The 12,986-nt window shown below is 64.2% G+C and carries 14 protein-coding genes; 6 read left to right on the plus strand and 8 right to left on the minus strand.

All coding sequences use genetic code 11. The annotated features are described in order from the left end of the window. Positions 1-139: 139 nt before the first annotated feature. Both IAE39_RS07895 and IAE39_RS07900 read right to left on the minus strand, forming a co-directional pair. Positions 140-910, minus strand: a complete 771-nt coding sequence (locus IAE39_RS07895) for an SDR family NAD(P)-dependent oxidoreductase (protein WP_201201010.1) — start codon at positions 908-910, stop codon at positions 140-142. Between the two features lie 112 nt (positions 911-1,022). Further along, complete coding sequence (locus tag IAE39_RS07900; protein ID WP_201201012.1) at positions 1,023-1,961, minus strand: 5'-nucleotidase; 939 nt, start codon at positions 1,959-1,961, stop codon at positions 1,023-1,025. A 114-nt stretch (positions 1,962-2,075) separates the two neighbouring features. Between IAE39_RS07900 and IAE39_RS07905 the strand changes: the two genes are divergently transcribed. Beyond that, complete coding sequence (locus tag IAE39_RS07905; RefSeq protein ID WP_201201014.1) at positions 2,076-2,447, plus strand: hypothetical protein; 372 nt, start codon at positions 2,076-2,078, stop codon at positions 2,445-2,447. Between the two features lie 34 nt (positions 2,448-2,481). Here the strand turns inward: IAE39_RS07905 and IAE39_RS07910 are convergent, their stop codons facing one another. Beyond that, positions 2,482-3,459: a D-2-hydroxyacid dehydrogenase family protein gene (locus IAE39_RS07910; RefSeq protein WP_201201015.1), complete on the minus strand. Its 978-nt coding sequence runs from the start codon at positions 3,457-3,459 to the stop codon at positions 2,482-2,484. A 116-nt stretch (positions 3,460-3,575) separates the two neighbouring features. Then, positions 3,576-4,475: a LysR family transcriptional regulator gene (locus IAE39_RS07915; RefSeq protein ID WP_201201016.1), complete on the minus strand. Its 900-nt coding sequence runs from the start codon at positions 4,473-4,475 to the stop codon at positions 3,576-3,578. Positions 4,476-4,569: 94 nt separating this feature from the next. On the opposite strand from IAE39_RS07915, the gene IAE39_RS07920 reads away from it, so the two are divergent. Beyond that, positions 4,570-5,739: an MFS transporter gene (locus IAE39_RS07920; RefSeq protein WP_201201017.1), complete on the plus strand. Its 1,170-nt coding sequence runs from the start codon at positions 4,570-4,572 to the stop codon at positions 5,737-5,739. Positions 5,740-5,781: 42 nt separating this feature from the next. Here the strand turns inward: IAE39_RS07920 and IAE39_RS07925 are convergent, their stop codons facing one another. After that, positions 5,782-6,405, minus strand: coding sequence for a glutathione S-transferase family protein (locus IAE39_RS07925; protein WP_201201018.1), 624 nt, complete (start codon positions 6,403-6,405; stop codon positions 5,782-5,784). A 197-nt stretch (positions 6,406-6,602) separates the two neighbouring features. Here IAE39_RS07925 and IAE39_RS07930 point away from each other — a divergent pair, with 197 nt between their 5' ends. Both IAE39_RS07930 and IAE39_RS07935 read left to right on the plus strand, forming a co-directional pair. Then, the gene (locus tag IAE39_RS07930; RefSeq protein WP_201201019.1) at positions 6,603-6,905 is read left to right on the plus strand and encodes a DUF3077 domain-containing protein; all 303 of its coding nucleotides are present in this window, start codon (positions 6,603-6,605) and stop codon (positions 6,903-6,905) included. Between the two features lie 79 nt (positions 6,906-6,984). Further along, complete coding sequence (locus tag IAE39_RS07935) at positions 6,985-7,716, plus strand: hypothetical protein (protein ID WP_201201020.1); 732 nt, start codon at positions 6,985-6,987, stop codon at positions 7,714-7,716. 267 nt (positions 7,717-7,983) lie between these two features. On the opposite strand, the gene IAE39_RS07940 is transcribed toward IAE39_RS07935, so the two are convergent. Genes IAE39_RS07940 through IAE39_RS07950 form a run of 3 tightly spaced genes read right to left on the minus strand, consistent with a single transcriptional unit; the run spans position 7,984 to position 11,504 of the window. Further along, positions 7,984-9,183 (minus strand): LLM class flavin-dependent oxidoreductase, encoded by a 1,200-nt coding sequence (locus IAE39_RS07940; protein ID WP_201201021.1) that lies wholly within the window; start codon positions 9,181-9,183, stop codon positions 7,984-7,986. Positions 9,184-9,195: 12 nt separating this feature from the next. Further along, positions 9,196-10,419, minus strand: coding sequence for a lipase family protein (locus tag IAE39_RS07945; protein WP_201201023.1), 1,224 nt, complete (start codon positions 10,417-10,419; stop codon positions 9,196-9,198). A gap of 11 nt (positions 10,420-10,430) precedes the next feature. After that, on the minus strand, positions 10,431-11,504 hold the full coding sequence (locus IAE39_RS07950; protein ID WP_201201026.1) for an ABC transporter substrate-binding protein: 1,074 nt from the start codon (positions 11,502-11,504) through the stop codon (positions 10,431-10,433). 83 nt (positions 11,505-11,587) lie between these two features. Here IAE39_RS07950 and IAE39_RS29895 point away from each other — a divergent pair, with 83 nt between their 5' ends. Together IAE39_RS29895 and IAE39_RS07955 are read left to right on the plus strand one after the other, a co-directional pair. Further along, positions 11,588-11,722 (plus strand): hypothetical protein, encoded by a 135-nt coding sequence (locus IAE39_RS29895; protein ID WP_268934119.1) that lies wholly within the window; start codon positions 11,588-11,590, stop codon positions 11,720-11,722. 76 nt (positions 11,723-11,798) lie between these two features. Next, the gene (locus IAE39_RS07955) at positions 11,799-12,857 is read left to right on the plus strand and encodes a sigma-54 interaction domain-containing protein (RefSeq protein WP_201201028.1); all 1,059 of its coding nucleotides are present in this window, start codon (positions 11,799-11,801) and stop codon (positions 12,855-12,857) included. The last annotated feature ends 129 nt before the right edge of the window (positions 12,858-12,986 follow it).

Below are 12,986 nucleotides of genomic sequence, written 5' to 3' on the forward strand. Positions count from 1 at the left end.
GGTCATGGGGGGGGGGGCCATGGCGGTGGTGGTGGCTTTGGTGGCCATCAGGGCGGCGGCCCGCGCTAAGCTGCCCCCCGCGATGGAGCGCATTGCCTCGGCCGGGCTGCAACAGCGCACCCGGCACGAGGCCACACTGTCACCACGCTATACGTTGGCCATCCCATCCCCAGAAGCTGCCACTTTCCGCTGCTGCTGACCGGCCGATCTGTTCGATCAAACACTGCGCGGCAAACGCCGGCTCGAAGAGCTTGCCTTCTGGCACATTGCCTTGAAAGGGGCGTGACAGTTCGGTGTCAGTGGTCCCCGGGTGTAACGCCAACACTGTAGCGGCCGGGTTCAGGCGTTTCAGTTCGATGCTTGCGGTACGCAACAGCTGGTTCAGCGCCGCCTTGCTCGCCCGATAGCTGTACCAGCCGCCCAGGTGATTGTCGCTGATCGAACCGACCCGGGCCGACAGGGCTGCGAATGTTGCAGGCTGTTTGCGCAGCAGCGGTAGCAGGTGTTTGAGCAGCAGGATGGGGGCAAATGCATTGGTGGCGAAGCTGGCCTGTAAGCCGGCGAGGTCCAGTTGGGCCAGCGACTTCTCGGCTTTGGCGCCTTGCTGGTGGAGGATGCCCAAGGTGCAGATGACTAGATGCAGGTGGTCGCAGGCACCTCCTACCTGGCTCGCCAGCGCAGCGAGTGCGGTTTCGTCGCGCGCATCGCAGTCTGCCAGCCGCAGGCGTTCGCCATGTTGCCGGGTAAGTGCCTGCAGAGCCTCATTGGCACTGGCCCGTCTCGACACGGCCCAGACGCGGCTTACGTCATCACGCGCCAGCAACGCGCGGCACGATGCCAGGCCGATGCCTTGGCTTGCACCGCATATCAGTACGTTGGCGTTGCCAGACAATCCAGGGATCAGGTTCATGAGGCGCCTTTTTGCAGGTGGCTTGTTTGGGGCGGTTTGAGGGGTTCATCCGCGAAGCGGGTAATGCGCTGCATGGCACCGGCTGCGCCGGTGTTCGCGGCTGAAGCCGCTCCTACACCAACGGCCCCCGGTTCGCTACGCCGAACGGCACATGCACCATCGGCAAATCCCCTGCCGGCGACTGCAGGTGGCTGCGTTGGTCGTCAAAGAACACGTGTGGCTTTAGGATCGACAACACCCTGGGCTTTTCCATCCCGCCAAGAAAGAAACACTCGTCCGGCGACACCCCCCAGTCCTTCAAGGTCGTCACCACCCGTTCATGCGAGGGCGCATTACGCGCGGTCACAATGGCAATGCGCAGGATCCGCTTGTACGTCGGGTCTTCGGCCAACCTGCGGTCTTCAAGCATGCGAATCAGCGAAAGCTTGCGGTACAGGTCTGCCAACGGCCCCGGCGAATGCGGGGTACCCATGTGCACACGCTCGTGCTCCTGGAAGTCGTCCAGGTTGTTGTCGCGCTTGAACACGCTCTCTGCCTCGTCGTCGGCAATCACGCCATCGAAGTCGAAGGCCACCCGCAACTCGGTATCGATTTCATCGTCGTAGATGCGCGTTGGCAGTACCCGCCCGGCCGGGTAGTCGGCGTCGATCGCCTTTTGCACATCTTCTTCGTTGGCACTGAGAAACAGCGAGGCATTGAACGCCGGGATGTACTCATAGGGCGAGCGGCCCGACATGAACGCTGCGCGGGTTATGTCCAGCTGGTAGTGGCTGATCGAGCGAAACACGCGCAGGCCGGTTTCTGGCGAGTTGCGCGAGAGCAGTACCACTTCTACCGGCAATTGAGCGGGGAAGGCCTGGTTGATGCTCAGGAAACGGCGAATGAACGGGAACGCCACGCCTTTGGGGAAGGGTTCGTCCAGGTTCTGCTGCTGATGCTGACGGTAAGCCTCGACGCCCTCGGTCTGGTAGATGTCGTCAGAGATGCTGAGGTCGAACAAGGCACTGGACGCGACACCGATCACCAGCTTTTCTTCAATGGGGTAGGGCATGAAGCTGCTCCTGCAAGTGGCTTGTCGTTCATTGTACGCGCGCACATTGATGGTGGATCCATTGATGTCGTTTTGATAGCTTTGCGTACTTTACGCTGTATCTGGATAGGGATGATGAACCAGCCACACGAACACAGCAGCCTCACTGCACGGGTAAAGCCGCCGCTGGTGGGCGGGCGGGCCGAGGAGGCCATTCAGGCAGACGACTCGCCTTTGCAGGCCAGCCAGCAAGAGGCGTTGCAGGCCCGCATCGAGGTGCTTAACCAGAAGCTGGTAGCGAGTACCCTGGCCCGGGTGCAGAAGGAAGGGGCACTCCGCAAGAGCCTTGAGCAACTCCAGCAGCGCCTGGCCGCGTTGACCGCGCGCCAGGGTGAAAGCCAGTTGCAGCCAGAGCCCGGATGGGCAGCGTATCTGGAGCGTAATGCCGTGTCGTTGCTGGCCCTGGCCGTGGCAGTCTTTACCCTGGGGCTGCACCTGCTCGATTGAGCGCACCCATAGGGTAGGTAAAACGCCCGCCAGCTCAGCTACGGTCAGGCAGCGCTTGCGGGTTGGCAACGTTTTGCGGCACGCCTTCGAAAAACGCCATCACATTGTCAAAGGCGTCACCAAAGTACAGTTCGTAACCGTTTTTCTCCACATAGCCCAGGTGCGGTGTACTGAGCACACGTGGGTGGCGTAGCAGTGGATGGCCAGGGTCTAGCACCGGCTCATCCTCATACACATCCACGGCCGCGTAACCCGGCCGCCCGGCATCCAGCGCCTGCAGCAAAGCCCCCGGGGCAATCAGTTCTGCGCGGCTGACATTGACCAGCAAAGCGTCAGCCTTCATGCGCGACAGGTCATCGAAGGTAACCCTATGGCGCGTCTGTTCTGACAAGCGCAAGTTCAGGCTGACAATATCCGCTTCGGCAAAAAAAGCCTCACGCGAGGTAGCCGCCCGGTGGCCGTCTGCCTCGGCGGCGGCGCGGCTGCTGTCGCTGCCCCACACCAGTACCGGCATATCGAAGGCCTGCGCATAACGCGCCAGGCGTTGGCCGATCTTGCCGTAGCCCCAGATGCCCAGCACCTGGCCGGCCAGCGCCCGGCCCAGGTTGACTTGCCAGTGGCCTTGGCGAAAGGCATCGATGGCCGGCACCAGTTGCCGGCGGGCATTGATAATCAGCGCCCAGGCCAGCTCCGCAGGGGCTACCGGAGAGCCGCGGCCTTCGGTCACGACAATGCCACGCGCGGTGCAGGCAGCCAGGTCGAGGTGGCTGGACACCTTGCCGGTCTGGCTGATCAGTTTGAGTTTGGGTAGACGGTCGAGCAAGGCGGCGTCGATGCGCGTGCGTTCACGGGTGAGTACCAGCGCATCGGCATCGGCGAAGCGTGCTGCCAATTGCTCCCGCGTTGCCGGCTGGCGTTCGTGCAGTACGCTGACAGTATGTGCGTTCAGGCGGTTGAAGCAGTCGAGCGTGCGGATCACATCTTGGTAGTCGTCTGGAATGACAATGTGCATGGTGGCCTGGCCCTGGTTTTACGGTGAAGCACCAAAGATAACCCAGCTGGCAGCGCTCGATCGCATAGGCGATGCAAAAGGCATGGCGAAACGGCCATCCGCCGGCCCAGTGCCACCTACGCATTGCGTGACAAATGCTCCACCAGAAAATCCACAAACACTCGCACCCGCGCCGGCATCGCCGGGCCACCGACGAATACCGCATGGATCGGCTCGCGGTCGTCAGGGTTGTACGCCTCCAGTAACGGCAGCAACCGCCCGCTGGCCAGGTCATCGGCCACGGTGAAGGTGCCGATACGCGCGACGCCCGCGCCAAGCCTGGCCAATTGCGCCAGCGCTTCGCCGCTGCTGCATTCGATGTTCCCTGTCACTTTCAACGAAAACACTTGCCCGTCACGGCGGAACGGCCAGTCCGGCGCTGCACGGCGGAAGTTGAAGCGCAGGCAGTTGTGCCTGGCCAGGTCTTCCGGTACCTGCGGCGTACCACAGCGCGCCAGGTATTCTGGTGAGGCCACCACCACCTGGCCGGTCTCGCCAATGGCGCGGGCGCTGAGCGAACTGTCCGGCAGGTGACCGAAGCGCAGCGCGACGTCGGCCTGGCCGCCGAGAATGTCGGCCACTTCGTCGCTGAGGGTCAGGTCTACCAGCACCTGCGGGTAGCGCGCACTGAAGGCTGCCAGCAGCGGTACCACGGTCAGCCGGGCATGGCCCAGTGCCGCGCTGACTCGCAAGCGCCCGCGTGGCACCCCTTGGTCGGTGATCGCTTCTTCCACCTCCTGCATGTCGGCCAGCACCCGCCGCGCACCGCGCAGGTAGGCGTCGCCTTCGGGGGTAAGCGTAAGCGCCCGGGTGGTGCGCAGCAGCAGGCGTGTGCCCAGGCGCTGTTCGGTGCGGGCGAGAATGCGGCTGACTGCCGAGGGCGTCAGGCCCAGCGCCCGCGCGGCGGCAGACAAGCTGCCCTCCTGCGCCACCCTGGCAAATATCTCCATCTCGCCGGATCTTCCACTGAAGTCCATTTGTGCCTCGTAAGCAAAGGTGGTTCGCAAAAATGCAGTCTAGTGCAAGTTTTAAACGGATCGTAGCATTTGCGGCATAGATAAGGAGCTTGCCATGCGTATCAATCCACCTCTGGTCGCACTCGCTATCGGTGCCTTCGGCATTGGTGTCACCGAGTTCGCCCCCATGGGCATGTTGCCCAGTATCGCCACTGACCTTGGCGTTTCCATTCCCACTGCCGGGCTGCTGGTCAGTGCCTATGCCATCGGTGTGCTGATCGGCGCACCGCTGATGACCCTGGCCACGGTGAAGATACCGCGCCGTTACCTGTTGATCGGGCTGATGGCCATCTTCACCCTGGGCAACCTGATGTCGGCCCTGGCCAGCGACTACACCAGCCTGTTGGTGGCGCGCGTGGTCACCTCGCTCAACCACGGTGCGTTCTTTGGTATCGGCGCGATTGTCGCGGCCAGTGTGGTACCGCCCGAGAAGCGCGCCGGGGCCGTGGCGGCGATGTTCATGGGCCTGACCCTGGCGACCATCGGCGGGGTGCCGCTGGCGACCTGGTTTGGTGAAATGCTCGGCTGGCGCACGGCGTTCTGGGGCATTGCCGGGCTTGGTCTGGTTGCAATGACCACGCTCTGGTACGCACTGCCCAATGTGCCGACGCCCAAAGGCGATGGCGCCATGGCCGAAATCCGCGTGCTTGGCCGCGGGCCGGTGCTGGCAGCATTGCTGCTGACCGTGGTGGGCTCCAGTGCGATGTTCACGGTATTCACCTACATCGCGCCGATCCTGCAGAGCGAAGCGGCGGCGTCCACGACCTTCGTCACGGTCATGCTGGTGTTGTTCGGTGTCGGTCTGACCTTGGGCAACGTGTGGGGCGGCAAGGCCGCGGATCGCTCGATCGATCGCACCTTGATCCTGTCGTTGGCGGTGCTGATTGCCGTGTTGCTGGTGTTCCCATTGGTGCTGGACTGGCCACTGCCGACCGCGCTGGCGATTCTGGTCTGGGGCGCGGCCAGCTTTGCGCTGGTGCCGCCGCTGCAGATGCGCGTGATGGAGGCGGCCAAGGATGCGCCCAACCTGGCGTCGACCGTGAACATTGGCGCGTTCAACCTGGGGAATGCGATAGGCGCGGCGCTGGGTGGCGCGGTGATCAATGCAGGCATGGGCTACCCGGCAATTTCCCAGGCGGGAGCGGCGATGGCGGCGCTGGGGCTGGTGATGGTGCTGCTGTTTGCCTGGCGGGGGCGGGCGGTGGCGGGTCAGCTTGCGGTGTAGCAGGTTGGGGTATGCGGGGGCGCTTATCGCCCCCTCTTTAGGTTACGGCGTACCGTTACGGCCATGCAGGTGATAGGCCGGGCGCTCGCTCAGGCGTTCGTAGTAATCGCGCACGGCTGGCAAGTGCGGGTGCTCGAACGGTGTTTCGAACCAGCGGTTGACCGACAGGCCGATCGGGATGTCGGCCAGGGTGAACTGGCTGCCCGCCACATAGGCACCGGTGCTGGCCAGTTGGCGGTCCAGGATGCGCATGTAATGCGACCAGTCTGCACAACCGGCGGCGAGCGCCTGCGGGTCCTGGTGGGCGGGCGAGTGCCTGACCAGTGACATGAAGGCGTAGCTCCACGAGCGGTTGAGGTCCGAAGCCTGCCAGTCGATCCACTGGTCGATCTTGGCCCGCGCCTGCGCCTCGCCCGGGTAGAACGCGGTGGCGCCGTAGCGGTTGGCCAGGTAGCGGATGATGCTGTTGGACTCCCACAAAGTGAAGTCGCCATCCTGGATCACCGGGACCATGGCGTTGGGGTTCAGCGCCATGAATTCGGCGCTGTCGGTGGGCTGGAAGCCCGAGCCCCAGTCTTCGCGCTCGAACGCTACCTCGAATTCAGCGCAGGCCCACAGGACTTTTCGCACATTGATGGATGAGGCTCTGCCGAGTATCCGTAGCATGGTGTTCGTCCTGATGTGGGGGTGGTTGATCGTCCGCCACTGCTGGGTGCCGGTCAAGGGGCGGTTCATTGGATCAGCGTGCGCTTTGTAGGAATCTTGTAGTCCATTTCCGAAAGTAACCCCCTCCACCCCATAGGTCATTGTGGTGAGGCAGGTTGGCGCCTAGTCTCGGCACGCTCAACCCCTGAGGAATGGACATGGAAAACGACACCCCGAAAGACAACAGCAAACTCAATGTCGTGCGTGCCGCCAGCCGGTTTGGCAACCCCGATGCCGAACTGGTGCAAATGCGGCCGCAGTTGCCGATGCGTACAGCGCTGATGGAAGCATCGGGCATCATGGGTTGCATCACCGAAATCACCCGCAAGGCCATCGACAGGCCCGGCGACCGCAAGGTGATGATGAAGGCCACGTTCTACCTGGCCGGCATGGCCAAGGCACTGATCGATGGCCAGTTGCAGCAGATGCGCCAGGCGCGCGAAGGTGAGGGCGAAGCCTAGACAGGGTTGCCTGGGGGGCGCGAACTTGGCACCCTTGAGCGGTTTTAATCGTCTGTATCACGTCAGAAGGAAGTACGCATTGAGCTGGGACAAGGTGGGGAAGCTTCTGGTCACCGTGCTGATTGGCCTGATGGTCCTGTTGGCTGCTTACGCGTTGTTCAGGGGCAACCCGCGCCTGGAAGCGTCCTTGACCTATGCCTACCTCACTTACCCCAGCCAGTTCAGCGAGCGCATCAGCAAGGCCAGCGAGCAGCTCAAGTACGAGCAGCTGCAGGGGCGCATTAACAGTATCAGCCAGGGTGAGCTGGGTCACGACCAGGTCGAGCGCCTGATCGAAATGGCCCAGGCACCCTATGCCCAGCTGTTCGCCAAGCCGTTCGAGGCCGGGTTGGTCGACCACCGTACCGGCTTGCTTATCGAGTTGCGCAACAGCGGTGACGCGCAGGTACGCCAGGTGAAGATCCGCCTCCCAGCCAAGGGCCTGGTGCAGGTACGCGACGCTGCTGGCAATGACACGCTCCTGGAGCATGCCACTGCGCAAGTGGAGATCCCGGCCATCGAGCCAGGTGGCGCGTGCAAGGTGTGGGTGTATTTCGACGCTGACTTTTCGCAGATCCGTCAGGGCGGGGTCAGCATCAGGCATGCCGACGGTGCGGCCAATATGCAGGTGTACCGCGAGGTCATCGGTTTCCCGGCAACAGTGGCCCGCTACAGCCGCGAGCTGATGGTGGTGCTGGGTGTACTGGCGCTTGGCGTGCTGGGCCTGGGTTATGCCTGCCTGGCACGGCGTGAGCGTCGTCGCCTGCCGTGATATCTGCATTGGCCGTGTGATCGAGCGCCGCCCGCGCGGCGCTTCGCGGCACAAGGCCGCTCCCACAGGGGCCTGCGTACGCCGATCAATGTGGGAGCGGCCTTGCGTCGCGAAAGGGCCGCAGAGCGGCCCCAACGGTCTAAAGGTGTATCAGCTTTTCAGCCACAAATTCTCGAACCGCCATGCCGTGGTGGAACTCCAGCCCGGGCTGCAGCCGCAGGGTCTAGCTGCTGGCATCGGCATTGGGCTCCATCCCAGGCCATGGCGTCAGGCCCCGTTGCTGGCGTGCAGTTGCACGGGGGCCACGGGCTGGCGGGCCAAGGGCGCACGCTGCTCGCGGAAGTGCGGCAGGATGTGTTCGCCAATCCGGTAGGCTTCTTCCAGGTGCGGGTAGCCTGCCAGGAAGAACACGTCGACACCAATGCCGTGGTACTCGCGGATGCGCGCCACCACGTTGGCGTAGCTGCCCACCAGCGCGCAGCCCGGTGGGATGCCGATGTAGCCGAAGCCGGTCCACACATTGGGGTGGATGAAGAAGTCGTCGAAGGCCGTTGCCTCGTCCTGGTCGCCGTAGCCATGCTCGTAGCTCAGCTTGCGCGCGGTGCGCAGGCCGGCGTGGGCGGCGCGGGCCTTGACAGTGCCCTTGGCCACGCCTTCGTCGAAGAAACGCTTGGCCTCGGCCAGCGCGGCTTCTTCGCTGTCGCGGGCGATCACGTCGATGGACAGGCCAAAGCGGATGTCGTTGCGCCCCCACTTCAGCGCCCGGGCGCGGATGTCGGCGATCAGCGCGGCGATCTCGTCCGGGTGCTCGGAGCGCATCAGGTAGAAGTCGGCATGCTTGGCGGCGAACTCGCGCGCCGCCACCGACGAGCCGGCCGTGCAGATCAGCGGCAGTTCAGCCTTTTTCAGCGGGCCGCGCAGGCCGCCGCCTTCGGCCCGGTAATAGGCACCCTCATAATGGAACTGCTCGTTGTGCCAATAGCCGCGCACCACGTCCATGAACTCGGTGGCGCGGGCGTAGCGCTGGTCGTGGTCCTCGAAGTCGCCGACCTGGCGCTGGATGGCGTCCGAGCCGCCATTGATGATGTTCCACACCAGGCGGTTGCCGGTGGCGCGCTGGTAGGTGGCGGCCTGTTGCACGGCCACCCAGGGCGTGTAGTGGTAGGGCTGGAAGGCGGTGACGAACTTCAGCGCACGGGTTTCCCGGGCCAGCAGCGAGCACACTGTCCAGGGCTCTTCGCCGCTGGGCGCGTTGACCATCAGTGCGCCGCCGAAGCCGTTGATTTCAGCAGCACGGGCGATCTGCCCGAGGTAGTCGATGTAGGTGAAATGATCGCCGACGGCAAAGCCGGATACGGCGCCGGTGCTGGGGCCGCCGGCGTGCCAGTCGCCACGGTTGCGCGGGTCGCCGGGAAGGAACTGGGTTTCGCCGTGCAGGGGCAAGCGGGTGAAGAATTCGATGCTCATGGCGTGTACTCCTTACTGAACGCTAGGGCTGCAATTGGCGGTGACCGGCTGGCCGCTGATGACCTGGCGGGCAAAGGGGATCGAGTCCTTGAGCGAAGCATTCACCGTTTCGCTGTGGCCCAGGCCCTTGTACAAGTGGCCCTGCACCACCGAGCCGGCCTTGCAGGCGTCCTGCATCAGTGCCACCTGGGTGGCGGCGGCAGGGGTCTTGTCCTCGGCGCCGGTGCCGATGAAGATCGGCTGGGCCAGCTTCAGGGTCGGGTAAGACACCTGTGCCAGCCATGGCTTGAGCTGGTCGCCCTGGTAGTCCTTCTTGGCGTTGGCCGGGGTCAGGCCGGTGCCGACCACATCGCTGACCAGCGACGACAGGCAGCTGCTGCGCGCCTGTTCGAACAGCGGCAGGGCCTTGTCGGTGTAGAAGTCGCGTGGGTCGATGCTCGGGTCGTACTGCTGGGCGGCTAGCAGGGTATAGAAGCCATAGGCGAGGGCCGGGTCGACCTTGTTCTGGTCCTGCTCGCCGACGTTCTTCGAACCCACGGTGTAGATCACCCCGGTACCGATACTGCCCTTGACCCCGAGTTTTGGTGCATAAGTGGCCGCATAGGCCCCGGCGGCGAAGGCGCCGGCACCGCCCTGGGACTGGCCGATAATCAGCACCTTGTCGGCCAGCCCCGGCACACCGGCGACCACGGCTTTGGCGGCATCAAGAATGCCGTAGGCGGCCATGCGGTTGTTCAGCAGCGGGTGGCCACCGGGCACGCCCAGGCCCTGGTAGTCGGTGGCGACGATTGCATAGCCCTCGTCCAGCCAGCGGTTGAGGTACTGCACGTCGCGGTAGCTGCGGCCGGCCCACGACGGTGCGCAGATGTCCGCCACGCCGACAGTGCCATGGCCCCAGCTGGCGACCGGCCAGCCGCCTGCCGGCGCCTTGCCTTTGGGAATGAACAGCGCGCCGGAGACCACGATCGGCGTCTTGCCGTCGATGCCATCGAGCGATGTGTAGAGGATGCGTTGCGCACTGGCCGCGTGGGGCAGGCTCAGTGCCTGCTCCAGCGGTTCGCTGCGCAGCAGCTTGCCGGGCGTGGCGGGGATGGCCTTGCTCCAGGTGTAGAACGCCGAGACGCGGCCATCGCCTTGTTGCGGGTCGGGTTTGGGGGCAAAGGTTTCGGCGGCCATGGCGCCGATGGACAGGGCCAGGGCGCTGAGGCCGAAGGCGAGCGAAGCAGGCAGTTTCATGGGAAAGGCTCTCAAGGTTGTTGGCTGATCTGGGCGTCGAGGGACGGCCAGTAGTGGGTCAGTTGCAGGTCGATCAGCGCCTGGCGGGTAAAGCCGGTGGCCAGGTCGTGGGTGATGTCGTAGGGCGTGCGGATCAGCCGGTTGGCCAAGGCGTACTGGCCGAGGGCGTCGTAGTGGGCCTTGAGCTGGGCATCGTTTTTCGGCGCCCAGCGCGCCTGCCACGCCACCGGGTCGTCCTGGTCGTCGCGGCGCAGCACGCTTTCGCTGACGCCGGCACGCGATGACAGCGCGTAGTAGGCGTCGCGGTGCTGTTCCTGGGAGATCCACCAGGCCGCACGCACCCAGGCGGTGGCAACCAGTTGCGTGAGGTCGGCATGCTGCTGCACGAAGCGGTCGGTGCCCCACAGGTCCGAGACCAGCCGCCAGTCATTGGCGCCCTGCTTGGTCGACCAGAGGATGCGCGCCACGCCTTTGTCTTCCAGGGAGTAGGCTTCGTTGAGCAGCACGGCAGCATCGACCTTGCCGGCGGATACTGCGGCGGCACCCACTTGCGGGTTGAGGTTGGCGATCTTGAAATCGCTTAGCTGCAGGCCCTGGCTGTGCAGGAAGTTGCTGAAGGCGAACTCCCATGGCCGGCCGCGGTGGATAGCCAGGCGCTTGCCCTTGAGGTCGTGGATACTGCGCACGGTGGAGCCACTGGGCACTACCAGGTAGATGTTGTTGCCGCTGCCGCCTGGCACCACCAGCTTGCCCGGCACCTGGCCGGCGCCTGCGATCACCGAGGGCAGGTCGCCGCGCACGGCAAAGTCCAGGCTGTCGTTGCTGAAGCCTTCGTTGATCTGCGGCCCGGCGCCGGCATGCGGCAGGGCGGTCCATTGCAGTTTCACGCCGCGGGCGGCGAGTTGCTGTTCCAGCCAGCCTTCTTCAATCACCCGCCCGGGGATGCCGCCGAACACTGGCGTACCACCCTGGGTGAAGGCGACGATGGCGATGCGCACCGCCGCCGGTGGCTCGGCTGCCAGCGCAGCCAGGCTGAGGAACAGGCCGCCCAGCAGGGCGAGGGCATGACGCCAGGGTTTGTTCATGTGCAGCTCCAGGCAAAGGTTCTACTGGCCAGGAGCGAAATGCATGCCAGCCCATTGAAAACGGGCTGCAGGCCTTGAATGGCGTGGCTTTCAGTCAGCCGCAGCGGGGCTGGGACAAGGCCGGCCTGCTGATCGGCGTGCAGGTGGGTGCTGGCGGGGTGCTGCTGGAGCAGCAGGCGGTTGCTGGAAAATCTAATATTTCCAATTCGAATATATAAATATTAATTAATAATTTTTTGATCTAATTTGTTTCGTGCACTATGGGCCAGCGCGTCAACTGCCAGGAATGCCCCTATGTCGCTGATCACCCACCCCAATGCCCGCGAGCTGACCAAGTCGGTGCGTGCCACCGTGCTCGTGTTCAAGGACCCGCGCTCCCAAGAATTGCTCAGCCGCATCGAGCGCCTGGCGCCCAGCGAGGCGAACACCCTGATCATTGGCGAAACCGGCACCGGCAAGGAACTGGTCGCCCGGCATATCCATCACCTCAGCCGCCGAGGGCGTGAGCCTTTCGTGGCAGTCAACTGCGGGGCCTTTGCCGAAACCCTGGTGGAGAGCGAGCTGTTCGGCCATGAGAAAGGCGCGTTCACCGGTGCCACCGCCAACAAGGCCGGCTGGTTCGAGGCGGCCAATGGCGGCACGCTGTTCCTCGACGAGATCGGCGATTTGCCGCTGAACATGCAGGTGAAATTGCTGCGGGTGCTGCAGGAGCGTGAAGTGGTGCGCCTGGGCTCACGTACACCGATCCCGATCAATGTGCGGCTGGTGGCGGCGACCAACGTCAACCTGGCCGATGCGGTGGTGGCGGGGCATTTTCGTGAAGACCTGTTCTACCGCCTGCACGTTGCGACCATCCGCTTGCCGCCGCTGCGCGAGCGGCCGGGGGACATTTTGCCGTTGGCGGAATTCTTTATCGAGGAGCATTGCCGGCGCCTGGGTTACGAACGTGCGTCACTGAGCCCGGATGCCGAGCGCAAGTTGCTGGCGCACAGCTGGCCGGGCAACATCCGCGAACTGGAGAATGCCATTCACCATGCGTTGCTGGTGTGCCGGTACCAGGTGGTGGCGCCGGCGGACTTGCACCTGGTGGATATGCGGCCTGCCGTAGCCGCGCAGGTTGCGCACCCGCACCTGCCGGCACCCGGCGCGGCAGCGCCGGATCTGGAAAGCGCGTTGCTGGCGTTGTTCGAACAGAATGTGCCGAACCTGTATGAGCACATCGAAGAGACGGTGTTCAGGGCGGCGTATCGGTACTGCCATGGCAACCAGCTGCAGACCGGGCGGTTGCTGAACATCAGCCGCAACATCGTGCGAGCGCGGCTGGAGAAGATTGGCGAGCTGACGAAGGCATAAGCTGATACGCGGTCTTTGTAGGAGCGGCCTTGCGTCGCGATAGGGCCGCGCAGCGGCCCCAGCAATCCATGTGTCAACGCTGAAATTCCGGGGCCGCTTTGCGGCCCTGTCGCGACGCAAGGCCGCTCC

This window comes from Pseudomonas sp. S37 (assembly GCF_016658545.1).
GTDB lineage: Bacteria > Pseudomonadota > Gammaproteobacteria > Pseudomonadales > Pseudomonadaceae > Aquipseudomonas.